Raw genomic sequence first — 26,694 nt, 5'->3', positions numbered from 1 at the left:
GGGAGGCCCGGCGCGTCGGCTAACTTCGACACATGAGAATGGGCGTCCTCGACATCGGATCGAACACCGTGCACCTGCTCGTCATGGACGCACACCAGGGCGGCAAGCCGCTGCCCGCCTACTCCCACAAGGTCGAGCTGCGCCTGGCCGAGCACCTGGACGGCGACCGCCTGTCCGACGAGGGGGCCAAACGCCTCCACTCCTTCATCAAGGAGTCGCTCCAGGTCGCCGAGGACAAGGGAGTGCAGGAGATCCAGGCGTTCGCCACCTCCGCGATCCGGGAGGCGGTCAACGGCGAGGAGATCCTCCAGTGGATCAGGACCGACCTGGAGACCCAGATCGAGGTCCTGTCGGGCGCGGACGAGGCGCGGCTGACGTTCCTCGCCGTCCGCCGCTGGTTCGGCTGGTCCTCCAACCGCCTCCAGGTCTTCGACATCGGCGGCGGCTCCCTGGAGATCGCGACCGGCATCGACGAGGAGCCCGACGCGGCCGTCTCGGTGCCGCTCGGCGCGGGCCGCCTCACCCGGGCCTGGCTGACGGCCGATCCGCCCGATCCCGAACAGGTGCGGGCCCTGCGCAGACACGTCAGGGCCGAGATCGCCGCCCAGGTCGCCGGGTTCACCCGTTACGGCCGCCCGGACCACGCGGTGGCCACGTCGAAGACCTTCAAGCAGCTCGCCAGGATCGCCGGCGCGGCCCCCAGCAGCGAGGGCCCGTTCGTCCGCCGCCTCCTCACCCGCGAGTCCGCCAAGGACTGGGCCGACCGCCTCACCCGCATGCCCATCGAGGAACGCCAGGCACTCCCCGGCGTCTCCGAGGCCCGCGCCCCCCAGCTCCTCGCCGGCGCCATCGTCGCCGACGCCGCCATGGACCTCTTCGACATCCCCGCCCTCGAAGTCTGCCCCTGGGCCCTGCGCGAAGGCGTCATCCTCCGCCGCCTGGACCGCCTCCCCCGCACCCCCTGACCCCCGCCCCTTACCGATGTGCACCCCCGCCCAACCTGCGCTACAGTTAACCCCGTCGCCGAAACCGGGGCCACCCCCCGAACAACGCGACAACCGGGACGTAGCGCAGCTTGGCAGCGCACTTGACTGGGGGTCAAGGGGTCGCAGGTTCAAATCCTGTCGTCCCGACGGTTAACAGCAGGTCGAAGGCCTCATCTCCCTACGGGGAAGATGGGGCCTTGATCATTTGACCGCCATTCGACCGCGTCCCCGCACCTGCCGACCGCCACCACCCGGTACCCACGCACCCCAGCCCCGACCAGCCACCCCCCGGTCAACGCACCAGCTCCGCCTGGCACGTCCAAACGAACCCGTCCGAGGCGCGTCAGGGCAGACCGGATACTGACCGGAATCAAGGCGTCAACGAACTCCATTCGGAGATTCCAAGAGCGACCGGGGCGCTCAGCACATACAGGCACCACATCTACGAGATGCCGACCAGCCACACCTCTCCGACACCAGCCGGGCCCTCTTCGTTTCCAGAAGATACAAGATCGCGACATAACGCCCCCATATAAGCCCAGGTCGCGAAGGTCCGCTCCGCGCAGGCGGAGGTGGGGCAGCCTGTGATCTGCCCAGTGTGTGGAGTCGGCAGGGGTCAGGCGCTCGCATCGTTCAGGTCGGGTTGCATTAACGATCAATGATCATGACGAATGGTTACAAAGAGGTCTCGGTCCATTCGCCTGGCGTGGATCGCTCGCGGTTTTGTCGGTGGGTTGTGTTTCGGTGATGCCGGGGTCATCGACGGGACGGAGAAGGGGCGGAAATGAGCTGCGGGGAATCGGGGGTCGTGGACGTTCGGCAGTGGGGGAAGGATAAGGGGTTGTCTTCGGCGTACCCCGTGGTCTGCCACCTCATGGATGCGGCCGCAACAGCTGGGGTGCTTTGGGAGATTTGGTTTGGGAAGGGTGAACTTGTCCAATGGAAGGGTCTCGTGTCTTTTTGGGCCGGTTTGCATGACATCGGAAAGGTGTCGCCGTCCTTTCAGGTGAAGGTTACTGAGCTTTTCCGGAAGATGGTCGACGAGTCGCCCGAATACGGTGCGGAGGAGGCGGTGCCGTCGCTCGGGCATCATGAGGTGACGCATTGGTCGCTCGTGCAGATTCTGCGGGATTTTGGTTATAAATCGGGCAGTAGCGCGCTGCGGGACGTGGGGCATCAGGTTGCGCAGATGCTCGGAGGGCATCATGGGCGGTTCTGTGCTCCCGTTCCTCAAGGGAAGGACTGGAAGGAGCCGTTGGGGCGGACGGGTGTCGGGGCTGGACGGTGGGAAGAGGAGCGGCGGCGGCATGCGGAGTTGCTTCGGCGGTTGACCGGCGCGGAGGAGGGTCTGGACGAACATCTGCCACCGTCGCTCGTCGTACTCGCTCTCGGTGTGATCGTGGTGGCGGACTGGCTGGTGAGTCAGACGACCTTCATCGAGCCGCGCCTGCCCGGCAAAGGCTGGCGGGCCACCGAGGAGGAGGTGCAGGCCCACTGGGAGCGCGCACTTGCCGACGCGCCTCAGCTGATCGCCGAAGCGGGCCTTGGAGCCGCAGAGTTTCTAGACCTGCCGTTCTCCAGCCTCTTCGGCTTCGAGCCGAACAAGCTGCAGTTGTCCCTCGTCGAGCGGTTGCCGGCGATGGTCGACGGGGCAGGGATGCTCCTGGTGACCGCGCCTCCCGGCGATGGCAAGACCGAGGCCGCGCTCTACTCGGCCGGAATCCTGGGTCGGGCGAGCCGGGCGACCGGGCTCGGCTTCTGCCTGCCGACGATGGCGACGACCGACGCCATGCACAGGAGGGTGCAGACCTATCTCCAGAAGGCCTTCGCCGGGTCTCCCGCGCTGACGAAGGTCCACAGCATGGCCTGGCTGTCTCGCGACGGGGCCGCCGACGCCGCGGCGTCGGCGGCAGAAGCACCTGCCGTAGTGAGCGACCGCGAGGCATCCGAAGAAGCGACGAAGTGGCTGCACACGGGCAAGCGCGGGCTGCTCGCTCCGCTCAGCACGCTCACGATCGACCAGGCGCTGGCGGGGGTCCTCCCCCTGAAATTCAACGTGCTGCGGCTGATGGCCTTGTCAGGCAAGGTCCTCGTGATCGACGAAGCGCACTCCTTCGACGCCTGGATGCATGCGCTGCTTCTGCGCTTCCTGGAGTGGATGGGGGCCATGGGCGCTCCCGTCGTCGTCCTTTCGGCGACTCTCACCGGGGAGACGGCCCGATCCCTGGTCGCGGCGTATCTGCGGGGCTGCGGACACGACCTGGCCGACGACTTCGCTCCGGTGTATCCGGGATGGCTGTTCGTGAGCGCTGCCAGCGGCAAGGTCAGCGAGCCGGTCTCAGTCACCAGCGAGCGTGAGCGCGAGATCGAGTTCCCCGTCCGCGCGGTGCGCCGCGGCGACGACACCACGCACCCCGAGCACCGTATCTCCGTCATCAAGGACCTGCTGCGGCCTCTGACCGACGGGCCGCAGGGGTGCGCCCTCGTCTGCTGCACCACCGTCGGAGAAGCGCAGGAGACCTATGCCGCCTTGGCCACCTGGTTCTCCGAGCTCAGGGCGGCCGGGCAGGAGGTTCCCGAGCTGCGGCTCCTGCACTCCCGGTTCCGCGCGAAGGACAGAGCGGCGATCACCGACGCCTGCGAACGAGACTTCGGGAAGAAGGGGAGCCGGCCCAGCACTGTGCTCGTCGCCACCCAGATCGTCGAGCAGTCACTGGACCTCGACTTCGACCTGATCATCAGCGACCTCGCACCGCTGGCGTTCCTCCTCCAGCGGTCGGGCCGCTGCCGTCGGCACCAGAACCCGAGCGGCGACCCGCATCAGGCGCTCAGGCCGAGCTGGCTCAGCCCGAACCCCCGTGTCGTCGTCCTCGACCCCGTCGACGGCAAGGGCGGCTTCGAGGTGCCTGAGAAGTGGGGGGACGTCTACTCGCATGCGCTCCTGGAGCGGACGAGCATCCTCCTGCGCGAACGCTCGGACGGCCCGGTCGGCATTCCGAGCGACGTGCAGCACCTTGTAGACGAGGTCTACTCGGCGGACTTCTCCGCGGCCCACGAACTCCTGGAGGAGGCTGCGCGCCGACTCGCAAGGAAAGACGGCGAGCAGCTGGCCGCCAACGCCGCTCAGGCACAACTCGCCGGAAAGCTCGTCGCCATCCCGCAGCCCTCACCCCGGAAGCTGCGCGACTTGAGCGTGCTCACCACGCCCTTGGACGGCGTCGACGAGAACCTGATCGCAACTCGTCTCGGCGCCGATTCCGCTCGCCTCGTCTGCGTGTACGAGCAGGACTCCGGCATCTGGACCTTGGATGAAGACGGCGCGATCCCAGTCCCAGGTCTTAACGGCGTGGGGAATGTCTCCCGCGAAGATGCGCGCACGGTCGCCCACCACATGCTTCCGGTACCCGCCCGCTGGACCGAGGGAGGCGCCGATCTCATGGCGTCCCCGACCGCTTGGGAGGCGAACTCGGTTCTCTGCTCATGGAAGCTGCTTCCGATGCGGCGCGTAGATGCAGGTGAATGGGCTGGTCGCCTACAGCCCGGAGTTGTCCGATATCGGACAGAGATCGGGATTGCCCCTCTTTAACACTGCTGACTTTGAAATCCTCGTAGGAGTGGCGAGCGCTCCACCAGCGGAGGCCCGCCCACCCCCGCTTGCGCAGGGAGGGTCTCCTAACGAGCCGCAAGCTGAACACCGCTGACGGCTCACCCCCACTTCCGCGGGGACCCGGCAGCCTGTGGGCATCATCTGCCCTCAGACCTCCGGTCAGGAGCCGTCAGCCTAACGCGACCCCAAGAAAGGAGGCCACGGCCGGTGTCGAGACCCACCTTCGATCTACGGATCACACCCTGGGCTTCCGTACGCTGGAGGAATCCCGGCGAGAAGTCGGAATCGTTGGAACAAGCAGACAAGTTGAGCCTTGAAGACCTGCTCATCAAGGCTCACGAGATCGAGGCGTTGCTCTTCGGTCCTCCCCCAGCGCTCTCGGGCCTGCTGCGTCTTCTGTACGCGCTCACCGCCCGCGTCACCGGGCTTGACGAGGCTCCGGACGACTTCGAGTGGTACGACCGGCGAGCCGACATCCTGGAGAACGGGATCGACGCCGACGATGTCAGGAAGTACTTCGACCGCTTCCCCGGACGGTTCGACCTGTTCTCCGAGCGCCCGTTCCTCCAGGATCCGCGGCTCGCCGAGGAGTCCCCGAAGCGTCCGGGCGTGAACAAGCTCGTCATCGGGCGGCCTGCGGGGAACAACGCCGTCTGGTTCGGCCATCACTGGGACAGCTCGCCCGTTCCGGTCGATTCGGCGGAGGCGTTCGCGCATCTGCTGATGTGGCTCTACTACGGCCCGTCCGGGAGGTGCGCCACTCGGACCCATGGTGCCGAATCCAAGGCCGATGTATCGGCCGGCCCGCTCCGTTCGAGCCTGTCCTACCACCCGGAAGGCAGGTCTCTCCTGGAGACGCTTCTCGCAGGCTTGACCCTGCCCGACGAGCACGTCTCCCGGGAGAACGACCTATGCCCGTGGGAGACGGACGAGCTCCACGACCCCACCGAGCCCGCACGAGCCCCCTCGGGACCGTGCTCCCAGCTGACGGGCGGGTGGCAGCACGCCCTCCTCCTCTTCCCCGACGACACCGGCGACCACGTCGTCGACGCGTGCATCACCTGGGGCCGCAGGCACAAGGCGCCCAGCATGAACGACCCCTACGTGATCCATCAGACCAGCAAGCAGGGCAACGTTTACGCCCGCCCAGCCGATGCGGGACGCGCGCTCTGGCGCGACCTCGACGGCCTCCTGCTCCTGGACCGTACGGGGTCGACCACCGTGCAGCGTCCCGACGTCTTCAAGTACACCGACGAGCTCGGGCTCTTCCACATCCAGGCCCTCGGCTTCGAGCAGGACGGCAAGACGAAGGACGTCCAGTTCGTCTCCTCTCGCACACCGCAGCCGGTCCGCCAGATCAGGGACGACGACCCGAACACCGCCCGCGCCACCGGAGACCTGCGCTCAGCAGGAGAGATGTACGGGCAGCGGGTGGAGTACGCCGTCAAGGTGGCGTGGGCCGGAGCGCTCGACAAGAAGACCGGCCCCTGCGCGTGGCAGGAGGAGGCAGCGGCCCTCTACTGGCCGCAAGCCGAAGACCTCTTCTGGGAGCGTCTGGCCAAGGAGGACTTCACCGAAGCCTGGCGCGACTTCCTGCGGCTGGCGCACGAGACCTTCTCGACCGTCACCGACGGCTACGTCAAGGGCCCGCGGGCGGCACGAGCCATCGAGCGTGCCCGCCTCGAACTCTACGGAGGCCGCCGCAAGAAGCCGAGCACCTCGTCATGACCGCCCGACCCGACCCCGGCAGGATCCGATGACCGAGACATCAGCTCCCCCCAACGCCTACGACCGGGCGAGCACCTACGTCAGCACCGTTTACCGGCTCTGTGAAGACCCCGGCAAACGGGCGGCTCTGCGAAGCGGGCTCGCCAGGCCGATCACAAGCAGTCCCCGGATGCACAGCGTCATCGCCGCCCGTGTTCCGCTCCCCCGTGAGGGTGAGGACAGGGACACCGTCCAGCAGGCGTACTACGCGATCGCTTCCATGATCGCGTCCCTGCCTCCCCAGGCGCGCGGGTTGCCGAGTCCAGGAGCCCGGCGGAACTTCGGCGTGTGCCTCGCTGAGGCCGTCGCCAGGGGGACCATCCGCGAAACGTCCGCGGAAAGCCGCCTGACCCTGCTCACCCGGCAGAACGAGCGCGGCTTGCACCGCCATCTGCCGACGACGGCGCTGTTCATCAGCACCCGTCCCGGGACGCTCGACTGGGCTCAACTCCTGCTCGACCTGCGCAGCTGGGACCGGGAGCGCGAAGAGACCGCCCGCAACTGGCTCCAGGACTATTACCGCACCCGCTTCAAGGCCGAGCGCGAGGCCGCGCGGCTCGCCGACGAGAACGACCACCCGAACGACTGAGCCAGAGATTCCGAGGAGATCCCCCATGAGCACGATCACCGGTTCCTTCCTGGAGCTGCATATCCTCCAGCCCATCCCGTTCTCGACGCTCAACCGAGACGACACCAACTCGGTCAAGACAGTCGAATGGGGCGGGAAGACCCGCACCCGGGTCAGCAGCCAGAGCTGGAAGCGAGCTATGCGCCTCCACCTCCAGAAGGAGCTCGGCGAGTCCGCCCTCCGCACTCGCCGTCTCGTCGAGTGTGTCTCCGACAGGCTCCGTGAGGGCTACGGCTGGGACCCGGAGCTGGCGGTGAAGGCCGGGCGGCACATCGCCGTCGCGAGCAGCGTCGGCGCCGAGCCGCCGAAAGCGCCCAAGGACGGCTCGGCGCCGAAGGGAGAATGGAGCACTGCGGCGATGGTCTACGTTCCCGACAGCGCCATCGGTGAACTCGCCGAGTTGGCCGCGAAGTACGAGGCGGAGTTGGCGGCAGCCAAAGACCTGACGGAGAAATCCCAGCGTAAGGACAGCGTCATCCCCACCGCGGACGTCGACGGCATCCTGCGCAGCCGCAACGGGATCATCAGCCTGTTCGGCCGCATGCTCGCCCAGGTCGACGACGCCAAGGTCGACGGGGCCGTCCAGGTCGCCCACGCCTTCACCACCCACGAGACGAACGTCGAGATCGACTACTTCAGCGCGGTCGACGACGTCAACGACGCGTGGGGCGACAACACCGGAAGCGCCCACATGGGCCACGCCGAGCACTCCGCTGGCGTCCTGTACCGGTACATCGCGCTCGACCTCCGCGAACTCCACAGCAACCTCGGTGGGCAGGACGTGGCGGACACCCGCACTCTCGCCGCCGCGCTCGTCCGGGCCGCGCTCCTGTCCCTCCCCCAGGCCAAGAAGCGGTCCACCGCCCCGCACACGATCCCTCACCTGGCGCACGTCGCCGTCCGCAAGGACCGGCCCCTGTCCTACGCCGCCGCGTTCGAGCAGCCCGTGGCCATCGACCACTTCGGTGGGCACGCCGAGCCTTCCGTCGCGGCTCTGAACGCGTACGCCGACGCCGCTCAGCGTCTCCTCGGCGGCAAGGGCCTCGTCCACGCCGCCCACGCGACGTTCTCCAAGGCCGACACGTCCTCACTCGGTGCCGCCGCCGACTCGTTCGATACGCTGATCGAGGAGGCGCTGGAGGCCGCGCTGTCCGAGGCGTCGGCGTGAGCGGACTCCTCCTGCATCTGAGCGGGCCGCTGCAGTCCTGGGGAACGGGCGACGTCCCGGCGAACCTGCGGGACAGTTCGCGCTTCCCCACCCGGTCCGGACTGATCGGGCTCCTCGCCTGTGCGCTCGGCCGCACTCGCGACGCGAAGACCGATGACCTGCGCGAGCTGCGCTTCACCATCCGCGTCGACCGTCCGGGCACGTTCCTGCGGGACTTCCAGACGGTCGGCGGCGGAATGCCGCGCGAGCTGACGGTGATCACCGCGGAAGGGAAGCGGCGGAGCGCCGAGACCGCGACCGTCGTCTCCGACCGCTACTACCGCCAGGACGCGGCCTTCACCGTCCTCGTCGAAGGACCGTCCGACACGCTCACCGCCTGCGCGGACGCCGTGCGGTCTCCGCGTTGGCCCCTCTACCTCGGACGGCGCTCCTGCCCGCCTGACGCGCCGCTGTTCCTGGTCCTGACCGACGACCCGGAGCCTGCCCGTCACCTGCTCCGGCTTCCTCTGGCGAGAAGGGCGGCGGAAGGACACAGGGTCGAGTTCATCTCCGACCTGCCCTTCCTCGGCTCCTTCTGGCCGGAGGGCCGGGCCGGCGGTCGAGGCGACGTCCCCTTCGCCGAATCGCGCACTGAACCGATCTCCTTCGCCGCCGAGCGCAGGTCCTACGAGATCCGGCGGGTGTACCGCCTGATCGCCGAACTGGACGGCGACCTGTGCACCGACCTCGGCCGCGACTTCCTCGACCGACTCATCTCCTACCTGGCACCGGACCCCTCATGACCTCACCTCTGTGGATCACGCAGCTCACCCCCGACCTCCGATCCCGTGACGCGACGCGCGATCTGCGCGACGCGGTGCGCCTCCACCACCGGATCATGTCTCTCTTCCCCTCCGACCTCGGCGAGCAGGCACGTCACGACGCGGGCGTCCTGTTCCGGATCGAGGAGACCCAAGCCGGCGTCGCCGTGCTCGTCCAGAGCGCGGTGGAGGCTTCACGCGCGGCTCTGCCCGACGGCTACGGCACCGTCCGCAGCAAGACGCTCACCCCGCTGCTCGACGCCTTGGCCCCCGGACGGCGCGTCCGCTACCGGATCACCGCGAACGCAACCCGCAAGCTCGGCCTCAACACCACCGCCGGACGGCCGAAGGAGGTCGTCCCACTCCATGGGGCCGAGGCCGAAGAGTGGTGGCAGCGTCAGGCCGAGTCCTCTGGCTTGAGCCTCCATACGCTGGAGAGCACTCCCCTCGACCAGGCCACCGGTACCCGCCGGGACAAGAACCGCGTCGTCCACGCCCGCACCCGGTTCGACGGCCTCGCCACCGTCACCGACCCGGCAGCCCTCTCCTCGCGTCTGCGGGTCGGCATCGGGCGCGGCAAAGCCTACGGCTGCGGGCTTCTCACGCTCGCGCCCGCATGAGCGGCAACGCCCGGGCACGCCTGGCCACACCCACCGCGGCCATGCTGCCCCGCATCGGCGACTCGGTCTCCTTCCTGTACGTCGACATAGCGCGCATCGTCCAGGACGAGACCGGCGTCAAAGCCCTCATCCAGTCGGGCGACGGATTCCAGCGCGTCGCCCTGCCCACCGCCGCCCTCGGCTGCCTTCTCCTCGGGCCAGGCGTGTCGATCACCACCCGGGCCCTGTCGACCCTCGCCAGGCACGGGACAACGGTCGTCTGCACCGGTAGCGGGGGCGTCCGCACGTACGCGGCTAAGGTGCCGGACTCCCTACCCACTCGTTGGCTCGAACTCCAGGCGCGCTCCTGGTGCGACGAAACCGAACGCGCCGCCGTCGCCCGCCGCATGTACCGCCAACGCTTCGGCGAGACGGCCCCGGCCACCGCGACGATCGCCCAGCTCCGCGGACTCGAAGGCCAACGGATGAAGGCGCTCTACCGGATGCTGGCGCAGCAGCACGGCGTCCGGGCCTTCAAGCGCTCCTACGACCCGGCCGACTGGGACGGGCAAGACCCCGTCAACCGGGCCCTGTCCGCCGCGAACACCTGCCTCTACGGCATCGTCCACGCCGCCATCAACGCGATCGGCTGCACCCCGGGCCTCGGCTTCGTCCACACCGGCACGTCCCACTCGTTCGTGTACGACGTCGCCGACCTCTACAAGGCCGAACTCACCCTCCCTCTCGCGTTCTCGCTCCATGACTCGGCCAATCCCGACTCCCAGGCCCGCCGTTCCTTCCGCGACGGCCTCCGCCTCTTCCGCCTCCTGCCCCGCATCGTCGCCGACATCCAGACACTCCTGTCTCCCGACGACGGAACCCGGCAGGAAGACGCCGAAGAAGCCTCCGAGGAACTCGTCAACCTCTGGGACCCCGACCAAGGCCTCCTGCCCGGCGGCAAGAACTACGACCCCTGGGAGTCCTAAGTGGCGAACCTGACCGTCATCGCCACCACCGCCGTCCCTCCCCACCTTCGCGGAGCGCTCACCCGCTGGATGACCGAACCAATGCCCGGCCTCTACGTCGGGACCCTCTCCGCCCGAGTCCGCACCGAACTCTGGAACGCCCTCGCCGCCACCGTCGAAGACGGCGCCGCCGTCCTCCTGCACCCTGCCGCAACCGAACAGGGCTACACCATCAAAACCGCCGGCACCCGCCGCCGCACCCCCATCGACTTCGACGGCCTCACCCTCATAGCCCTCAACCCCCAAGAACCCGACCCCACCCCCACAGGCCCAGACACACCACCCACCACCACATCCGAGTTCCCACTCGAACCAGGCCAGTGGTCTCAAATCAATAGCCCACCAGAATAACCCCAGTTCGCAAAGGGTCCGCCCCGCACAGGCGAGGGTTACCCGGGGACGGCGATGACGGCACAGCCCATCGGCTCGTCCGCCCCGCGCAGGCGGGGGTTACCCGTACACGTACGCGCTCCGCTGGCCGGACGGTGAGTCCGCCCCGCGCAGGCGGGGGTTACCCAACCGCGCTGGGCACCCCGCTCGTGCCGATGGGATCCGCCCCGCGCAGGCGCGTCCGGGCGGGCCTCCTGCGGGACCTGAGGCCGTCCCGCGCAGACGCCTGGTCCTGCAGCGCCGATCAGTTTGCCCGCTGATTCCGCCCAGCCCACCAGCGGGGTTACCCCGTAGGAGCCCACGCACCATGAGTGCGTCCACCGGAGGTGGGGGTTACGTGGTTGCGGCGGTCCGCCGCCGATCGCGTTCGGCGTGGGTGGCGACCGAGCTAAATGATCGCCTCTGAGGCGTCCGACGTCGAACGCCACCCTTTCGGCGGCCAGGTCGCCACACCCTTCCTAGCTGGCGTGAGCCGTTCTCGAACGGGAATAGAACGCAGGCGTCGGGCACGTATGGGCGGGCCACTACGCGGGGCAAGACATAGATAAAACTGGCTTAAGACTCTGAACCGCGCGTGGTTCAAAAATCGAACCGGGCGCGGTCCGAAGGGCGTCGAGATTAGGGACAGCGTGCTTTTCAATCAGGTTGCCGCCCGACTGATCACAACGGGCGAGTGGAGTGAGGTAACCGCTGCCTACCGCGCTGCTGCGGCCGGCCGATGCGACTTTTCGATGAGGCCGCCGAGTATGTTCGGAGCCGCCTCCCATTATCGGCGAAGTACTGCAGTTAGTCTTACACGTGTACAGTCTGACACCCGGAGAGAGCACGAGTGCCCGCGCATCGTCGCGGTCTTCCGGAACTCGGCGAGGACCGAGCCCGAACTGCTCGCCAACAGCCGACTGGCTTTCCGGACCCTCGAGGCACTGATGGCCCAAATCTGGGCACTGCTCGACCCTTTGAGTGGCATGTGCCGACCAATCGGGCGCTATTGGATCTGAGCTCATCCGGATGATCCGGCGCACTCAGATAAGCAGCGGGCGAAGGCAACGCGGGAATTTGCTCGCCCCGGCCGCTCAGTTCCTCGTCATGGCCAGCCCATTCCGGTGGGTGGCCATGGGCACGACTGGTCCCTGCGGACGTCCCGCGCCCCTTCGCTCCTGCCGTCCGCTGTCGCGGAACCTGGCTCAGGCGGGGCTATCTGGCCAAGGACCCTGTTGCGAATCTAGTCACAAATCGACATGTTCAGTACCGTTCCAGGCACTTGACCACATGGCACCACCCAGCTTCCGAGAGTTACGGTAGAGCGCATGCCGCACAGCAACCAACCAATGTCTCAAAACTATAACGCACTCGCTTAGTCCCAGGTCGCGAAGGGTTCGCTCCGCGCAGGCGGAGGTGGTCCGGGATGTCGAGAGCTTCGAGCAGGCCGCGGAGGGTTCGCTCCGCGCAGGCGGAGGTGGTCCGTGCTGAAAGTCGATCCAGGCCGCGTCTCTCGGGTTCGCTCCGCGCAGGCGGAGGTGGTCCGGCCGAGGCCGAGGCCGAGGCGAGTTCGGCCGAGTTCGCTCCGCGCAGGCGGAGGTGGTCCGTACGTAGAGCTCGCTTTCGACGGGCCCTCGGGGTTCGCTCCGCGCAGGCGGAGGTGGTCCGACCAGGGCCGCGGCGAACGCGGCGACAGAGCCGTTCGCTCCGTGCAGGCGGAGGTGGTTCGGTGCTGACCGAGGAACTCGCGAAGACCCGCACGTTCGCTCCGCGCAGGCGGAGGTGGTCCGGTCGAGAGGATCGAGCCGAAGGACGTTGCCGCGTTCGCTCCGCGCAGGCGGAGGTGGTCCGGCCGAGGTGACGACGCCGATGACGCTGATCTGGTTCGCTCCGCGCAGGCGGAGGTGGTCCGGTGGGCGCGGTACGACTGCTGGAGGCGCAGGGGTTCGCTCCGCGCAGGCGGAGGTGGTCCGGAGGTCGGGGTCGGCTCCCCGGTTCTGGCCCGGTTCGCTCCGCGCAGGCGGAGGTGGTCCGGTGGGCGCGGTACGACTGCTGGAGGCGCAGGGGTTCGCTCCGCGCAGGCGGAGGTGGTCCGCTGTTGATCAAGTTGAAGACCCGGGCGGATGCGTTCGCTGCGCGCAGGTGGAGGTGGTCCGTGGCCCGTGGCCTGGTTCTCGGACCAACAGATGATCAAGCGCTCTGCCTGCAGTTTCTTCCGAAGTTGGCGATTGCTCAAGGTGGGTGATGAACCACACCGAGCGACTGGGGGTTGAGGGGTCGTAGGTTCAAATCCTGTTGTCCCGACGGTTAGAAAGCCCGTTGATTGGGAATCTTTTCCCAGCTCAGCGGGCTTTTTCTGATTCTTGGATCTTTCTGACTGGCTGTCGGTCTTGATCTTTGTTGGGGACTATCTGGGGGCCACCGGGGGACCAGGAGGTTCGGTGAAGGAGAAAGAGCTGTGGCTCGTCGAGGGCGGGTGCGGCGAGGGGGTGGTTGTTGGGGTGGGGGTGTGGCGTCAGGCCGGTGGTGGGAAGGGTGTTGATGTGTGGGAGGGGTGCTGTTTGGGGGGTTTGTTTGTGGGCTGTGGGGTGGGCTTACAGGTTGACGGGGATCTCCCCGCGGTGGACTCGGGCGAGGAGGGTGCCGACCTCGGCGGCGGTTCTGGCGGACGGGGCCGGGGTGTGGATCCGGATATCGCCAATGCCGGTCACGCAGCCGTCCGGTACGGTCCGCGAGAGATACCAGGTCCATGGTCCCGGTGGCTGGGTGCCGTAGCCCGATCCGCTGCTCATTACCGCGGCGATGACCGTGTTGTCTGGTTTGCCGAGGATGAGCACGAGAGGTTCGTCGGTTGCGTCGTGGCCGCGGGGCAACGTCACGTAGGCGGCCTCGGTCGAACACTGCGCGAGGACGGGCCGGGGAGCGGAGTCCGGGTCGACCGCGCCGTCGAGCCGGTCAGTGAAGGTTGTGACCGCGATGTCGAGCAGTGCGAGAGGGTCGAATTCTTCGCAGTACAGGCAGTCGAACCGGTGGTTCTGGGTGATCTCGTCCAGCACCTGGGCGGCGACACTGCGACCTTCGTTCTCGAGGACGCGGCGAAGGCCGTGCTTGCGCAGCGCCGTCTGGAAGTCGTCGACGGCGACCGAGACCTCCCGCAGAACCGACTCCACATGAAGCGACTGTGATCTGCGCCCGGCGATCACCCGCTTTACAAGGCCGTTGATCTCGTACGCGGCTACCTCGGAGACTTCGCTGTCGGTCATCCTGCGTCCTTCTTCGCGGGGAGCTGACGTAAGCCATGTTGCTCCACCCAAGCAACCCAGCGTGGCCGTTTCGCTGAGATCCGTCATGACTCCGCTACCGAAGACACGGTCGTCTTGGGCGATGACCCGGACGGAGCGGCCCGCGGCCGTCTCGATCACCGTCGCCTGGCACTGCGGACTATGACGCCGACAGGGTGAACCTGGTCCTGCGTGAGGGCAGCATCATCCGGGTGAGCATGTTCTAAGCGGCCACACGCACAGGCAGAAGCTGTGCGGGGACTTTTCGGGGGGTGTTAGTCGGCTTCGAGGAAGAGGTCTTCGATGGTCAGGTTGAAGAGTTTGGCGAGGCGGAAGGCGACGGGCAGGCTTGGGATGAACTTGCCGGTTTCGATCGCGTTGATCGACTGTCGTGAGACGCCGACGCGCTGGGCGAGGTCGGCTTGTGTCCGGGCGTGTTCGGCTCTGAGGGTCGCGATCCGGTTCCTCATCGGTACCTGATCCAGCCGACGAGGACGGCGCTCAGGTAGACGACGCCGAGGAGGGCGGGGAGCAGCGCGATGTTGAGGTCCGCGGTGACGAGGCCCGCGGCGTCCGAGACGAGGTAGTCGAACCCGGCGACCCAGCCGATGCCCGCGAGAACGTGGCGGTGACGGCCGCCCGGCTCACGGTCTGTCGCGCGTCCCACACGGCCTCGGGGCCGAACCTCGCCGCGGCGAGCGTCGCCGTCCAGGCGAAGGTCCAGAGCGCGAGCTGAGCGGCCGCCCTGTTCGAACCCCGGTAGCTCACGACCTCATCGTTTCCCCGCATGGCCGACCTCCCTCGACGTTGCTGTGTCAAGTGAACTTGACATGAGGACGATCGCGTAACGACGGTGCGGAGAGCTGAGCGGATGGGCGGTGGTGTGCTTTGACCCGGTCCTCAGGCGGGCGTCGTTCGGGAATTGCTGGATCTTGGGGTGGGGGTGTCCTTACAGTGGGGGCACTAGGCGACAGAGGTTCTGGGGGTCGGGGTGGCTGCGGTGTTCGTCGATCGGCTCGAAGACATGAAGGCCCTTGTGGAGTTGGCGGGGCGCGGCGTTGTCGTCGAGGGAGATCCGGGGGCGGGCAAGTCGCGGCTGCTCACCGAGTTCGTGCAGCGGGCCTCGGGCGGGCAGCGTGTGGTGTTCATGCAGTACCCGCCCGTTGTGGCGTCGCGGCTTCCGTACACCGCGATCGCGGATCTCGTGCATGAGCTGGCGGAGCCGCCGAGCCGAGCCCGGCGTGCGCTGACGTTCACCGGGCAGGCGGCGCTGCGGTCGGGGCCCGAGGTGCTGTCGTGGCTGATGCCGCCGGTCGGTGCGGCCTTCAGGATCGGGCAGGCGGTGACGCAGGCCGCGGTCCGCTCGGGTTCGGCTCCGCTGGACAGTCTGATGACCTTCCAGCAGGCATCGGTCGTCCAGATCGCCGGCGGGATCATCGATCTCGTGCGGCAAGGGCAACCGGTGCTCCTGGTCATCGATGACGTCCAGCATCTGGACCCGGACAGTCTCCATGTGCTCGATCGCGTGCTGCGTACGCGCGAGGCGGATCTGCCGCTCGGGGTCGTGGTCAGCCACACCACCGGTCCGGAGGCCGACCGCCGGACGACGGGCCTCGTCGACGAGTGGGTCAGGCTCGGGTTCCTGCGGCATCGGCGCCTGGACGGGCTGCCGGTGGACGCGGTCGCGGAGCTGGTGCGGTATCGCCATCCCGCCGCGCGTCCGGGGCTGGCCCGCATGCTGTGCACCAAGACGCGCGGGCACGCCGGGTTCATCGAGGCGTTCCTCGACGAGTGGAGACCGGGAGACGACGAGTCGGCCATCTCGGACTCGATGCGCAAGCTGGCGGACCGGCGGCTCGACCATCTCGCCGAACTCGACAGACGGCTGATCATGGTCGCGTCGGTCCAGGGGCCGGTCTTTCTCTCCTGGGTCGTGGCGAAGGTGGCAGGTCAGCCGCACGACCTGGTGATGGACCGGCTGAGGGCGATCGCGGAGAACTACCGGCTCATCGTGCCTTACGACGAGCTCAGCTGGGCGCCGGGGATCGACTGCTACCGGTTCCAGCACCACGCGTTGGGCCAGGCGGTCTACGAACTGCAGAGCCCCGGCCAGCGGTTCGAACGGCACGGCGGGATCGCCGACGTCCTGCTGACCCTCGGCGATGAGCCGCGTTCGTCGATGCAGAAGGTGGAGATCGCACGCCATCTGGCGAGCGCGGGCCCAAGACGGCGGGTAGAGGCCGGCATCGCCTTTCTCGAACTGGCCAGGGAGGCGGCGTTCAACGGCATGTCGGCGGTCGTCGCCGACCGGCACCTGACGATCGCGGTCGAGTGCCTGGCCGGACGGGACAGGGAACTGTTCGAGGCGATCGAGCTCCAGCTGTCGCTGACGGAGGAGCGGTGGCGCGGCAAGCATGTGGAGACCGGGCCGCCGCACGACATCGACGGACTCGCGGCCAAGGCCGAGGCGGCGGCGGTCCGCTCCGGTGACGACCATCTGATCGTCCGCAGCCTGCTGCTGCGCGGCAAGACCCTGCTGGTGACCGAGGGCCTTGAGCCGTCCCTGGTGAAGCTCTGGGCGGCCGTCGAACGGGCCGAGCAGAGTGCGGACAAGGTCGCCCGCTTCATCGCGAACGTCGAGTACGGCCGTCAGATCTCCAAGATCGACCTTGACAGGGGACTGCGTCATCTGCGGGAGGCGGAGGAGCTGTACCTGTCGTCGGCCGAGCCGCTTCCGCGCGACGCGGTGCTGCAGCACATCTACAACCTTGGCGAGATGCAGTTGGGCATCAGCCTATTCGACAGTGGAAAGCTGGGCGAGGCGCTGCGCCGGCTCACCGCCTGCGTCGAAAGGCTGCGGACAGAGCCCCTCAACGTCGAGCTGCCGATCGCGCTCAACTATCTGGCGCAGATCCAGCGGGCCCTCGGCCTCGATGAGGAATGCCGCAGGACCCTCACCGAAGCCCGTGACTTCGAGGCGCGCAGAGGGGGGAAGAGCGGCTGGCACGCCTACAACACCGCGCTTCTCGCCCTGCTCGTCGCCGACACCGATCCCGGCCGCGCGCAGGAACTGATCGAACATGCCTGGCAGGAGACGACGGACACGTGGTTGCTCAACCTCGTCCCGATCGTCCGCAACCTCTACGCCGAGGTCCTCCTCATCACGGGCCGTGACCTTGACGAGGCCGACCGGCTCGCCGGGGGCACCTACAGCGAGACGGGACGGACGAAGATGGTCCGGAGCCGGATCGCGGCGCTGATTCTGCGTTCCAGAATCCAACTACTCCGGGGAGATCCGGTCATGGCCCACGAGTACGCGTCCGAAGCCGTGCGTCTTCTCGACGCCCACGGGGATCTTCCCGCCCTCCGCACCGAGGAGGTGCTCTTCTACGCGTCCGAAGCCGCGCACCACGCCGGAGAGCCGTCGTCGGAGGCCCTGCTGGAGCGCGCCCGCGAGGTCGTCGTCCGGAAACTCGGCACCATCCCGGACGCGGCCCACAGCAGGTCGTTCCGCACCGCCGTCCCGCTGAACCGCCGCATCCTCAGCGACGACCCGTTCACGGACCTGTGAGAATGGACCTGCGATGCTGAGTATCACCAAGGACTTCCACTTCTCGGCCAGCCACGTCCTGGACACGCTGCCCGAGTGGCACCCTTGCGCCCGCATGCACGGCCACAACTACATCGTCCGTCTTGAGCTGTCCGCGCCGCGCGAGGCCCTGGACGCCAACGGCTTCGTCCGCGACTACCGCGACCTCGACCCCTTCAAGATCTGGCTCGACAAGACCCTCGACCACCAGCACCTCAACGAACAGATGAGCGACGGGGGACGGGCGCCGTCAGCGGAGAACCTCGCCCTGTGGATCTACGACCAGTGGAAGGACCACTACCCCGAGCTGACAGCCGTCTCGGTCTCCGAAACCCCCAAAACCTGGACCACCTACCGCCCCTGACCCCCACGTCGGCCTGTGCGTGCTCGCAGGCCGACGGCCGACCTTCCGGGCATGGGCGAAGGCCGCCGCCCTGAGGGGTGGCGGCTTTCGGCGCTCGGGGCTATCGGGTGCGGGGACGCAGGGTGATGAGGCGGGCCCGCCACAGGCTGAGGAGTTCGGCCCTGAGGGCATCGGTCAGCCGGGCTTCGCGGGCTGAGACGGGCGCCCGCTCGTCCACCTGACGGAGCAGGTCGAACATCTCGGGCGAGATCGCCGTTCCCGGGCCGTCGACGTAGTCCAGGTGGATCTCGTGGACCACGGATTCCGCGGCGCGCTGTCCCGGTTCCCCGCGTTGGACGAGCCGGGCCATCGGAGGGAATCGGAGGGTCAGGTGGTCGATTCCGGGGGGAGTTGAGGTGCGGCGGATGAGGAAGTTCTCGATGACGACGTAGTCGAGGTCGGTGGTGAGGTAACAGGTGAGGATGTCGTCGACCGTCTGGACGATGGGTTCGGCGTTGTTGTTGAACGAGGTGTTCAGCAGGACAGGGGTGCCCGTCAGGTCGCCGAAGGCGGAGACCAGCCTGTGGTACTCGCCGCCGGTCTCCTCGTCGACTATCTGCAGGCGGGCGGTTCCGTCGATGTGGGTGACCGCGCCGAGTTCCTCTCGCCGCTCCTCGCGTACGGGCAGGACGAAGGACATGAACGAGTAGTCCGCGGCGGTCTCCGGGATCTCGAAGTATTCGGGGGCGGCGGCCGCGGTGACCACCGGGGCGAAGGGGCGGTAGGATTCGCGGCTTTTGATCATTTTGTTGATTCTTGTCTGGTTGTCCGCCGGGCGGGGGTCGGCGAGGATGCTGCGGTGGCCGAGGGCGCGGGGGCCGAACTCCGAGCGGCCCCGGGCCCAGCCGATGACGTGGCCGTCGGCGAGGAGCCGGGCGGCGCGGGTGGTGATGTCCTCGACGTACTCGAAGTGGATGCAGGGGCTCCAGGCGGTGAGGCGGCGTTCGATTTCGGCGGGGGAGCCGAGGTCGGGGCCGAAGTCGGCGCGGCTCAGGCGGCGGCGGGGGAGGGGGGACGCGGTAAGGCGCTGTTCGGCGAACAGGGCGGCGCCTTCGGCGGCTCCGGCGTCGTGGGAGGCGGGGTGGACGTACACCTCGGCGAAGAGGCCGGAGCGCAGGATGCGGCCGTTGAGGCTCGAGTTGTGGGCGACGCCGCCGCTGAGGACGGCGTTGCGCACGCCGGTCGCGCCGACCCAGTGCCGCAGGATGTGCAGGACGATGTTCTCCAGCGTCTCCTGGAGGCCGGCGGCGAGGTCCATGTGGACCTGGGTGATCGGCTGGTCGGCGCGCCTCGGCGGGATGCCCTTGGTGAGGAACGCCGGGCCGAGGACGTTCTGGCCGTGGCCGCCGGGAGCGAAGTCGTAGTCGCCGTCGGGAAGGAGGGTGTACAGCGACTCGAAGACGTCGCGGTAGACCTCGGGACGGCCGTACGGGGCCAGGCCCATGACCTTGTATTCGTCGCCGAACCCGTAGCCGAGCTGCATCGTGCCGTACAGGTACAGGTAGCCGAGCGACTTGGACAGGGGATAGTCGGCGAGGCGCTTCAGCTCGCCGTCCTTGCCGAAGAAGACGGTGACGCACTCCTCCTCGCCCTGGCCGTCCACGACGAAGACGAGCGCCTCGTTCATTCCGGAACGGGCATAGGCGGACGTCCCGTGCGTGGTGTGGTGCGGTGCGAAATGCAGTTCGTCGGCGCGCAGTCCAGTGCCGTACTGTTCCTCAAACCATCCGCTGATCAGTTCGCGTGAATAGCGCGTCGGCGTCTGACGGTGCTGCAGGTAAAGGTGGTTGAGGGAGTCGTCCACGAACTTCTCGGTGAAGTAGTAGCCGACGGCGTCGATCTCCCGGACCGAACGTCCGGCGAGTTCAAGGCAGGCGCGAATGGCGTTCGCCGGGAACTTCGTCGTCTTCTTGATGCGGTTGAACCGTTCCTCCTCCGCCGCGGCGAGGAGGACGCCGTCCTCGATCAGGCAGGCCGCGGCGTCGTGGAACTCGCCCCAGTGCAGCTGTGGGACGAGGTCGCGGTCCTCGGGGGAGAAGTTCCCGCTCAGGCCGAGGGTCAGCATGGCGTCGCCTTTCCGGTGGTCGGCTTGTCGAGGGTGAGCACGCGGCGGCGGTGCTCGGGGCTGAGCCGGTCGTGGGCGTCCGGCGCCCAGCCCAGCAGGAGGAGGCCGGTGGGCCTGGTCACCAGTTCGGCGACCCGCCAGCGCAGCTCAAGGGGCAGGTCCCGGTACAGCTCCGCGACGGCGTCGTCGGCGGTGTGGTCGGCGATGTCGAAGGCCGGGAGGCCGCCGACGCCGTCGAGTTCGAACGCCGTGAGCGCGTGGTCGGGCACCGACATCCCGGCGAGCTGCACGTGCCGCCACCCGCCCTGCCGCAGCAGGTCGAGCATTTCCGTGAGCCGGTATTCGCGCACGTACGGGGTCAGGAGGGCGTCGGCGAGGATGGAGTCGTAGGCGGCGGGGGAGATGTCGCCGAAGTCGTGCCGTTCGTCGGCGTACCAGCCCTCGCTCAGCGACGGGCACACGCGCTTGGCGAGGTCGAGCCGCCGATCCGGGGGAAGGCCGCGGCCCAGGGTGATGACGAGTTCGCGCTGGAGGCTCTCGTTGATCGTGCCGATGCTGTCGTACAGCCACAGGATCAGCAGCCCGGTGTCCGCGAGCGCCGAGCGCAGGTTGGCGAGGGCGGGGAGCGGGTCGGGGATGTGGTGGAGGACGCCGGAGCACCAGATGAGGTCGTACGGGCCGTCGAGGGGCGCGGTGCTGAGGTCGCCCTGGCGGACCGTGGCGTTGGTGACGCCGGTCTCGGCGAGGTAGCGGCGGGCCAGGTCGAGCGCGCCGGGCGCGAGGTCGATCCCGGTGACGTGCGCGTCGGGGAACTCGCCGGCGAGGCCGAGGAGCCGGTTCCCGGTGCCGCACCCGGCGTCAAGGACGCGCCATCCCGCAGGGTCGAGCCCGTGGGAACGGATGAGCCCGCCTATGGCCTCCATTCCGCTCGACGGGTGCGCGGCGTCCGGGAGCGGAAAGGGAAAGCGCGTGTAATGCTCGGCGACCTCGGTTGAGACATCATTCAGCATTTCCGGAATCTCCTCCCCGTCGCCGCGCTCGGCGGTCTCCGACATTAGGCGGCCCGACGGCACGTCACGGCGGCGCGTCCGGCCTTTTGCGCGTTCTTGGGAAGGGGGTGGGCTCTTTTGGGAGTGCGGATATCGACGCGCCGACCCCGGCGTCCCCGCCGCCCGGCGCGGCACTTCCTACGCTGGGCGTGATCATGGGATTCGACGCGGGGAGGGGTTTCTGATGCGCGGTGGGAAGGTACTCGAGCGGTTCGGGCTCGCGGGACGCAAAGCGCTCGTGACGGGCGCGTCGCGGGGCATCGGCAGGGCGGTGGCGGTCGCGTTCGCCGAGGCGGGGGCCGACGTGGCGCTCGCCGCGCGCGACGTGGAGGCGCTCAAGCGGGTGGCCGAGGAGGTCGAGGGCCACGGCCGGAGCGCCGTCGTGATTGACTGCGACCTCGCCGACGCCGCGCAGGCCGAGGCGATGGTGAAGACGGCGGTCGACGGCCTCGGCGGGCTCGACGTGCTCGTCAACAACGCGGGGGTGATGCGCTGCGTGGGCCCGTTCACCGACCTCGACGAGGCGGACTGGGCCGCGACCCTCGGCGTGAACGTCGGCGGCGCGGTCGCGACGTGCCGGGCCGCCGCCCCGCATCTGAAGGAGGGCGGCGCGGTCGTCAACGTCGCCTCGATCATGGGCCTCGGCGGTATGCCGTTCGCGGCGAGCTACGCGGTCAGCAAGGCGGCGCTGATCTCCCTGTCGCAGGCGCTGGCGATGGAGTGGGCGGCGCACGGCGTCCGGGTGAACGCGCTGGCCCCGGGGTGGACGCACACCGCCAAGACGGACGCCGTCAGCGGCGACCCCGCGGCGTTCGACGTCGCGGTGGCGTCGGTCCCCGCCGGACGCTGGGCCGACCCGGACGACATCGCCGCGGCCGCACTCTTCCTCGCCTCCGACGCCGCCTCCTACATCACTGGGCAGTGCCTTGCGGTGGACGGCGGCTGGAGCGTCGACCTCGCGGGTCCCGGGCTGCGCGGCATGCTCGCCTCGCTCGGCGGCAGGACCCCGGTCGGCGACGCCTGACGGACGCCGGGGCGGACCGGAAAGCGATGTGGAAGCGCCCCATGCCGTCGTTTGACCGGTCAGGTGATCTTGATGTGGTGCAGTCGAGTCCGGCACACGGACGAGGAGGCAGGCATGACGCATCAGGATGTGCTCGACGACAGGCCGGGGGCTCTCGCGGACCCGGGCGGCGCGCCGGTGCTCGAGGTGACGGGCAGGCTGACGCCCGCCGCGCTGGAGGCCGCCGCGCGCGGTCCGGTGCGCGTCGCGATGGCCGATGGCACCGCCGAGCGCGTCGCGGCCGGACACGCCTACATGCTGGCGTGCGTCGCGGAGGGACGCGACATCTACGGCATGACGACGGGGTTCGGCAACCTCGTCGGCTTCGTCGGCCGCGCGACGGCGCACGAGCAGAGCGAGGGTTTCCTGAACTTCCTGACCGCCGGGCACGGCCCCGACCTGCCGCCGGAGGTCATGCGCGCGACGCTGCTCGCCCGCGTGTGGTCGCTGGCCAAGGGCCGCTCGGCGGTGTCCCCGGACGCGCTGCGGACGCTCGTCGCGGTCCTTGAGACGCCGTTCGCCCCTGCCGTGCCCCGGATGGGCTCGGTCGGCGCGAGCGGCGACCTCATCCCGCTCGCCTACGCGGTGCGCGCGATGCAGGGACAGGGCAACGCCTACGTGGACGGCGTGCGCGTGCCCGCCGCCGAGGCGCTCGACCGCTGCGGGATCAGCCCGCTGCACCTCGCGGGGCGCGACGCCGTCGCGCTGGTCAACGGCACTTCGGTGACGGCCGCCGCGGCGGGCCTCGCGCTGGCGAGCCTCGCCCGCTCGGTGAACACCGCGGTCACCCTCACCGCGCTGCTCGCCGACCTGCTCGGCAGCGACCCCGGCTTCGCCGCCGCGCCGACCCTCGCCGCGTTCGGCCACCCGCACGGCGAGGACGTCGCCGCGGGGCTGCGCGCGATGCTCGACGGGACGACGCCGACCGGCACCCGTCCGCTCCAGGAGCCGTACAGCATCCGGTGCAGCCCGCAGCTCATCGGCGCGGCGGCGGGCGCGCTCGACTACGCGGCGACGGTCATCGGCGACGACCTCAACGGGATCAACGACAATCCGCTGTTCTTCGCCGAGGACGGGGTGGTCACGCACGGCGGCAACTTCTTCAGCCAGCCCGTGGCGTTCGCCGCCGACGCGATGTCGACGGTCGCCGCCCAGCTCGCCAACCTCGCCGAACGCCAGCTCGACCTGCTCACCGACACGCACCGCAACAGCGGCCTGCCGCCGATGCTGGCGACCGAGCCCGGCAGTCAGCACGGGGTCGTCGGCATGCAGATCGCGGCGACCGCGACGGTGGCGGCGATGCGCCGGGCCGCGACGCCGATCTCCGACCAGAGCCTGCCGACCAACGGCCACAACCAGGACGTGGTGCCGCTGGGCACCCAGGCGGCGCTCACCGCGCTCGAGCAGGCGGGGCATCTGCGCTGGGTGCAGGGCGCGCTCGGCGTGGCGCTCCGGCAGGCGGAGTACCTCAGCGCGCGGGGGGCGACCGCGCCCGCGTGCGCTGAGGTACTGCGCGAGCTCGGCGCGGAGGTCGCGCCGATCGACCCGGACCGTCCCCTTGACGTCGACGTCCAGCGCGCGGCGGCGCTGCTCGACCGTCTCGCCGCCAGGCGCGCGCCCTGGCGCGGCGCGCCAGCCGGTGCTTGAGAAGTTCAGCGAACAGTTGTTACATGATCACTGTACGTGGTCGGACGTCCGTCCGGCCATAGCCGATCGGCCTCCCATGGGCCGCGAGGGAGATCCACCGTATGAACGAGACCCAGCGCCAGCGGTTCAACCGCCTCTTCGACCACCTGGACGCCGACGGCTCAGGCGCGATCGAGTGGCAGGACTTCGAGATCCTGGCGGGGCAGATCCTCGGCCGCACCGAGACCGCGCCCGGCTCGCCGAGGGCCCGCGCCCTGCACGACGCCTACCGGACGGGCTGGGAGGCCCTCACCAGCACGGCCGACCTCGACGGCGACGGCCGGGTGACCCGCGAGGAGTTCCTCGCCCGCCTCGACGACGCCGACGAGGGCCCGCACTCGCTCCGCGCCGCCATCCATGAGGTAGGCAAGGCCGAGTTCCAGGCGATCGACGCCGACGGCGACGGCAAGGCGACGCTCCCGGAGATCCTGCGCGTGCTCGACGCCCAGGGCGGCGACGCCAAGCGCGAGGCCGTCGCGGCCTTCGAGGCGCTGGACGCCGACGGCGACGGCTCCATCTCGCTCGATGAGTACCGCACAGCCTGGGAGGTCTACTACCGGGCCGACGACCGGGACCCGGCACACCGTGAATTGAACGCGATCTTCGCCTGATCCGGCGCGGGCGTGGCGCGGACCGCGCCGCACCGGCCGGTCCGCGCCACTCCCGGCACGGCGCACCACAACCCGAGCAGAGGAGCCGTATGACCGCCGCAGTCCAGCCCATCCGATCTGACTCCTTCGTGCGCGGGCCTTCGGCGGGGCACTTCTCGTCCTACGTCGTCGCGGACGCCCTCTCGGCGGGTTGTGAGCTCGGGATCCTCGACGTGCTCGCCGACGAGGGCGCCTACCACCTCGACCGGGACGACCGGGAACTCGACCCGGTGGTGGTGGAGCGGCTGCTGAACGGGCTCGTCTGGGGCGACGTCGTGCGCGTCGAGGACGGGGTCGCGCGGCCCGGTCCCGGGTTCGCCGACGCCTACGCCGCGCGCGGCTACTTCTACTGGATGGTGCGCGGCTGCGGCGCGCTGTTCAGCGACGCGCCGAGGGTGGCAAGGCGCGACCAGCGCGACGGCGCGTTCTACAGCCGCGACATGCGCGCGGTCGCGGTCGGCTCGCACCTGATCGGCGACACCGCCGTGGAGGGCCTGTACGACGCGCTGCTGAACGAGCGGGAGTTCGGCACCCTCGCCGACCTGGGGTGCGGCTCAGGACGGCGGCTGACGCGCGTCGCGGCGGACCGCCCGGGCGTCCGGGGGATCGGCGTGGACATCGCGCCGGCCGCCGTCAAGCTCGCCGCCAGGTCGATCGAGGACGCGGGGCTCGCCGACCGGATCACGGTGTGCGAGGCCGACGTGCTCGACCTGCCTGAGATCCCGGGCGGGACGAAGGTCGACGTGATCACCTGCTCGTTCATGGGGCACGACTTCTGGCCCTACGACAGGTGCGTCAGGACGCTGCGCGGGCTGCGCCGCGCGTTCCCCAACGCGGGCCGCCTCCTGCTGTGCGACGTGGTGCGCTCCACCGCGCGGCCCGGCCCGGACACCCCGATCTTCACGCTCGGGTTCGAGCTGGTCCACGCGCTGATGGGCGTCTATGTGCCGACCCGCGAAGAATGGCATGACGCGTTCGCCGCGTCCGGCTGGCGCTGCGCCGCCGCCCACGAGGTGACGGCACCTCCCGGCGGCGTCATGTTCGACCTTGAACCCGTCGCGGCGCATGGCTGAGCCCGTCGCGGTCCTCGGGCTCGGCCTGATGGGGTCCGCGCTCGCCGGGGCGTTCCTGCGGTGCGGGCATCCGACGAAGGTCTGGAACCGCTCGCCGGAGAGGGCGGCACCGCTCGTCGCGCTGGGGGCCGTGCGGGCGGGGACGGTCGCCGAGGCGGTCTCGGCGGGCGGCCTCACGGTGGTCTGCCTCAGTGACAACGACGCGGTACTGCGGACGTGTGAAGCCGCGGGCCGCGCGCTGGACGGCCGGACGCTGGTGAACCTCACCTCGGGCACGTCGCGGGAGGCCCGTGACCTCGCCGCCTGGGCGGCGGACCGGGGCGTGGACTACCTCGACGGCAAGCTCCTGGCGACCCCCGACACCATCGGCGCGCCAGAAACGACTGTCCTTTACGGCGGGCGGAGCGAAGCGTTCGACGCCCACCGCGCGGCCCTCGGCGCGCTCGGCGGCGGCGTCATCCGGCTCGGCGACGATCCCGGCCTTCCCGCGCTGTACGACGTCGCCCTCCTTGACATCCTGTGGGCGAGCCTGAACGGGTTCCTGCACGCCTCCGCGCTCGTCGCGACGGAGGACGTCAAGGCCGGGGAGTTCGCGCGGTTCGCCGACCTGCTGTTCGCGGGCCTGCTCGCCTTCGTCGCCCGGTGCGCCCGGCAGATCGACGAGGGCGCGTACGCGGCCGAGGACTCGACGTTGGAGACGCACCTCCCGGCGACCGGGCACCTCATCGCCGAGTGCCTGGCCAGAGGGGTGGACGCCGACCCGCCCAGGCGGATCAGGGCAGTCATCGAGAGGGCGATCGCGCAGGGCCACGGCAAGGACGGCTATGCCGGCGTGGTCGAGCAGTTCAGGAAGGCTCCGGCCGGCGCACAGGACCGGGGGTGACGG

At 69.3% G+C, this 26,694-nt stretch carries 21 protein-coding genes, 1 tRNA gene and 1 CRISPR repeat array; of the genes, 17 read left to right on the top strand and 5 right to left on the bottom strand.

Annotated elements, in window-relative coordinates:
* The first annotated feature begins 32 nt into the window (after nucleotides 1–32).
* The 10 genes from R9X44_RS10815 to cas2e all read left to right on the top strand — a co-directional run bounded on the left by R9X44_RS10815 (nucleotide 33) and on the right by cas2e (nucleotide 10,931).
* Nucleotides 33–965 (top strand): Ppx/GppA phosphatase family protein, encoded by a 933-nt coding sequence (locus R9X44_RS10815; protein WP_319813913.1) that lies wholly within the window; start codon nucleotides 33–35, stop codon nucleotides 963–965.
* Between the two features lie 94 nt (nucleotides 966–1,059).
* Nucleotides 1,060–1,133 (top strand) — tRNA-Pro (locus tag R9X44_RS10810).
* A 637-nt stretch (nucleotides 1,134–1,770) separates the two neighbouring features.
* Nucleotides 1,771–4,572, top strand: coding sequence for a CRISPR-associated helicase Cas3' (gene cas3 / locus R9X44_RS10805; protein ID WP_319813912.1), 2,802 nt, complete (start codon nucleotides 1,771–1,773; stop codon nucleotides 4,570–4,572).
* A gap of 228 nt (nucleotides 4,573–4,800) precedes the next feature.
* Entirely contained in the window at nucleotides 4,801–6,321 is a 1,521-nt protein-coding gene (gene casA, locus R9X44_RS10800) for a type I-E CRISPR-associated protein Cse1/CasA (RefSeq protein ID WP_319813911.1), read from the top strand.
* A gap of 28 nt (nucleotides 6,322–6,349) precedes the next feature.
* Complete coding sequence (casB, locus tag R9X44_RS10795; RefSeq protein WP_319813910.1) at nucleotides 6,350–6,949, top strand: type I-E CRISPR-associated protein Cse2/CasB; 600 nt, start codon at nucleotides 6,350–6,352, stop codon at nucleotides 6,947–6,949.
* Nucleotides 6,950–6,974: 25 nt separating this feature from the next.
* Nucleotides 6,975–8,156, top strand: a complete 1,182-nt coding sequence (gene cas7e, locus R9X44_RS10790; protein WP_319813909.1) for a type I-E CRISPR-associated protein Cas7/Cse4/CasC — start codon at nucleotides 6,975–6,977, stop codon at nucleotides 8,154–8,156.
* Nucleotides 8,153–8,938, top strand: coding sequence for a type I-E CRISPR-associated protein Cas5/CasD (gene cas5e, locus R9X44_RS10785; protein WP_319813908.1), 786 nt, complete (start codon nucleotides 8,153–8,155; stop codon nucleotides 8,936–8,938). Before cas7e ends, cas5e begins: the two co-directional genes overlap by 4 nt.
* A complete protein-coding gene (gene cas6e / locus R9X44_RS10780; RefSeq protein WP_319813907.1) occupies nucleotides 8,935–9,576 on the top strand; it encodes a type I-E CRISPR-associated protein Cas6/Cse3/CasE in 642 nt (213 codons plus the stop codon). Before cas5e ends, cas6e begins: the two co-directional genes overlap by 4 nt.
* Nucleotides 9,573–10,541, top strand: coding sequence for a type I-E CRISPR-associated endonuclease Cas1e (gene cas1e / locus R9X44_RS10775; RefSeq protein WP_319813906.1), 969 nt, complete (start codon nucleotides 9,573–9,575; stop codon nucleotides 10,539–10,541). The genes cas6e and cas1e overlap by 4 nt, the downstream gene beginning before the upstream one ends.
* The gene (gene cas2e, locus R9X44_RS10770; protein ID WP_319813905.1) at nucleotides 10,542–10,931 is read left to right on the top strand and encodes a type I-E CRISPR-associated endoribonuclease Cas2e; all 390 of its coding nucleotides are present in this window, start codon (nucleotides 10,542–10,544) and stop codon (nucleotides 10,929–10,931) included. It begins immediately after the preceding gene.
* A gap of 1,413 nt (nucleotides 10,932–12,344) precedes the next feature.
* A CRISPR array of direct repeats spans nucleotides 12,345–13,105; the repeat unit is 29 nt; unit sequence GTTCGCTCCGCGCAGGCGGAGGTGGTCCG.
* A gap of 438 nt (nucleotides 13,106–13,543) precedes the next feature.
* On the opposite strand, the gene R9X44_RS10765 is transcribed toward cas2e, so the two are convergent.
* From R9X44_RS10765 to R9X44_RS10755, 3 genes are all read right to left on the bottom strand, one after another.
* Nucleotides 13,544–14,212 (bottom strand): hypothetical protein, encoded by a 669-nt coding sequence (locus R9X44_RS10765; RefSeq protein ID WP_319813904.1) that lies wholly within the window; start codon nucleotides 14,210–14,212, stop codon nucleotides 13,544–13,546.
* A gap of 293 nt (nucleotides 14,213–14,505) precedes the next feature.
* The gene (locus R9X44_RS10760; protein ID WP_319813903.1) at nucleotides 14,506–14,700 is read right to left on the bottom strand and encodes a helix-turn-helix transcriptional regulator; all 195 of its coding nucleotides are present in this window, start codon (nucleotides 14,698–14,700) and stop codon (nucleotides 14,506–14,508) included.
* The gene (locus R9X44_RS10755; protein ID WP_319813902.1) at nucleotides 14,697–14,897 is read right to left on the bottom strand and encodes a hypothetical protein; all 201 of its coding nucleotides are present in this window, start codon (nucleotides 14,895–14,897) and stop codon (nucleotides 14,697–14,699) included. Before R9X44_RS10755 ends, R9X44_RS10760 begins: the two co-directional genes overlap by 4 nt.
* 333 nt (nucleotides 14,898–15,230) lie before the next feature.
* Here R9X44_RS10755 and R9X44_RS10750 point away from each other — a divergent pair, with 333 nt between their 5' ends.
* A complete protein-coding gene (locus tag R9X44_RS10750; RefSeq protein ID WP_319813901.1) occupies nucleotides 15,231–17,801 on the top strand; it encodes an ATP-binding protein in 2,571 nt (856 codons plus the stop codon).
* A gap of 13 nt (nucleotides 17,802–17,814) precedes the next feature.
* The gene (locus R9X44_RS10745; protein WP_319813900.1) at nucleotides 17,815–18,183 is read left to right on the top strand and encodes a 6-carboxytetrahydropterin synthase; all 369 of its coding nucleotides are present in this window, start codon (nucleotides 17,815–17,817) and stop codon (nucleotides 18,181–18,183) included.
* A gap of 100 nt (nucleotides 18,184–18,283) precedes the next feature.
* Here R9X44_RS10745 and R9X44_RS10740 read toward each other — a convergent pair whose 3' ends face one another.
* Both R9X44_RS10740 and R9X44_RS10735 read right to left on the bottom strand, forming a co-directional pair.
* A complete protein-coding gene (locus R9X44_RS10740; protein ID WP_319813899.1) occupies nucleotides 18,284–20,287 on the bottom strand; it encodes a carbamoyltransferase in 2,004 nt (667 codons plus the stop codon).
* A complete protein-coding gene (locus R9X44_RS10735; protein ID WP_319813898.1) occupies nucleotides 20,281–21,297 on the bottom strand; it encodes a class I SAM-dependent methyltransferase in 1,017 nt (338 codons plus the stop codon). The genes R9X44_RS10740 and R9X44_RS10735 overlap by 7 nt, the downstream gene beginning before the upstream one ends.
* A 223-nt stretch (nucleotides 21,298–21,520) precedes the next feature.
* Between R9X44_RS10735 and R9X44_RS10730 the strand changes: the two genes are divergently transcribed.
* The 5 genes from R9X44_RS10730 (at nucleotide 21,521) to R9X44_RS10710 (ending at nucleotide 26,691) form a co-directional block, all read left to right on the top strand.
* On the top strand, nucleotides 21,521–22,360 hold the full coding sequence (locus R9X44_RS10730) for an SDR family NAD(P)-dependent oxidoreductase (RefSeq protein ID WP_319813897.1): 840 nt from the start codon (nucleotides 21,521–21,523) through the stop codon (nucleotides 22,358–22,360).
* A 114-nt stretch (nucleotides 22,361–22,474) separates the two neighbouring features.
* The gene (locus R9X44_RS10725; RefSeq protein WP_319813896.1) at nucleotides 22,475–24,046 is read left to right on the top strand and encodes an aromatic amino acid ammonia-lyase; all 1,572 of its coding nucleotides are present in this window, start codon (nucleotides 22,475–22,477) and stop codon (nucleotides 24,044–24,046) included.
* 101 nt (nucleotides 24,047–24,147) lie between these two features.
* Nucleotides 24,148–24,696, top strand: coding sequence for an EF-hand domain-containing protein (locus tag R9X44_RS10720; protein ID WP_319813895.1), 549 nt, complete (start codon nucleotides 24,148–24,150; stop codon nucleotides 24,694–24,696).
* Between the two features lie 89 nt (nucleotides 24,697–24,785).
* Entirely contained in the window at nucleotides 24,786–25,808 is a 1,023-nt protein-coding gene (locus tag R9X44_RS10715; RefSeq protein WP_319813894.1) for a class I SAM-dependent methyltransferase, read from the top strand.
* Nucleotides 25,801–26,691 (top strand): NAD(P)-dependent oxidoreductase, encoded by an 891-nt coding sequence (locus tag R9X44_RS10710; protein ID WP_319813893.1) that lies wholly within the window; start codon nucleotides 25,801–25,803, stop codon nucleotides 26,689–26,691. The genes R9X44_RS10715 and R9X44_RS10710 overlap by 8 nt, the downstream gene beginning before the upstream one ends.
* The last annotated feature ends 3 nt before the right edge of the window (nucleotides 26,692–26,694 follow it).

The organism is Actinocorallia sp. A-T 12471, assembly GCF_033875155.1.
Classification (GTDB): domain Bacteria; phylum Actinomycetota; class Actinomycetes; order Streptosporangiales; family Streptosporangiaceae; genus Actinocorallia.
Note: the sequence above shows the minus strand (reverse complement) of the source record. Positions and strands in the feature narration are given on the sequence as shown.

What these genes read in the sequence shown, in the direction of transcription:
- R9X44_RS10815 (WP_319813913.1), top strand. Translation starts at nt 33, where the DNA reads ATGAGAATGGGCGTCCTCGACATCGGATCGAACACCGTGCACCTGCTC.
- cas3 (WP_319813912.1), top strand. Translation starts at nt 1,771, where the DNA reads ATGAGCTGCGGGGAATCGGGGGTCGTGGACGTTCGGCAGTGGGGGAAG.
- casB (WP_319813910.1), top strand. Translation starts at nt 6,350, where the DNA reads ATGACCGAGACATCAGCTCCCCCCAACGCCTACGACCGGGCGAGCACC.
- cas7e (WP_319813909.1), top strand. Translation starts at nt 6,975, where the DNA reads ATGAGCACGATCACCGGTTCCTTCCTGGAGCTGCATATCCTCCAGCCC.
- cas6e (WP_319813907.1), top strand. Translation starts at nt 8,935, where the DNA reads ATGACCTCACCTCTGTGGATCACGCAGCTCACCCCCGACCTCCGATCC.
- cas1e (WP_319813906.1), top strand. Translation starts at nt 9,573, where the DNA reads ATGAGCGGCAACGCCCGGGCACGCCTGGCCACACCCACCGCGGCCATG.
- R9X44_RS10765 (WP_319813904.1), bottom strand. Translation starts at nt 14,212, where the DNA reads ATGACCGACAGCGAAGTCTCCGAGGTAGCCGCGTACGAGATCAACGGC.
- R9X44_RS10760 (WP_319813903.1), bottom strand. Translation starts at nt 14,700, where the DNA reads ATGAGGAACCGGATCGCGACCCTCAGAGCCGAACACGCCCGGACACAA.
- R9X44_RS10745 (WP_319813900.1), top strand. Translation starts at nt 17,815, where the DNA reads ATGCTGAGTATCACCAAGGACTTCCACTTCTCGGCCAGCCACGTCCTG.
- R9X44_RS10740 (WP_319813899.1), bottom strand. Translation starts at nt 20,287, where the DNA reads ATGCTGACCCTCGGCCTGAGCGGGAACTTCTCCCCCGAGGACCGCGAC.
- R9X44_RS10735 (WP_319813898.1), bottom strand. Translation starts at nt 21,297, where the DNA reads ATGCTGAATGATGTCTCAACCGAGGTCGCCGAGCATTACACGCGCTTT.
- R9X44_RS10730 (WP_319813897.1), top strand. Translation starts at nt 21,521, where the DNA reads ATGCGCGGTGGGAAGGTACTCGAGCGGTTCGGGCTCGCGGGACGCAAA.
- R9X44_RS10725 (WP_319813896.1), top strand. Translation starts at nt 22,475, where the DNA reads ATGACGCATCAGGATGTGCTCGACGACAGGCCGGGGGCTCTCGCGGAC.
- R9X44_RS10720 (WP_319813895.1), top strand. Translation starts at nt 24,148, where the DNA reads ATGAACGAGACCCAGCGCCAGCGGTTCAACCGCCTCTTCGACCACCTG.
- R9X44_RS10715 (WP_319813894.1), top strand. Translation starts at nt 24,786, where the DNA reads ATGACCGCCGCAGTCCAGCCCATCCGATCTGACTCCTTCGTGCGCGGG.
- R9X44_RS10710 (WP_319813893.1), top strand. Translation starts at nt 25,801, where the DNA reads ATGGCTGAGCCCGTCGCGGTCCTCGGGCTCGGCCTGATGGGGTCCGCG.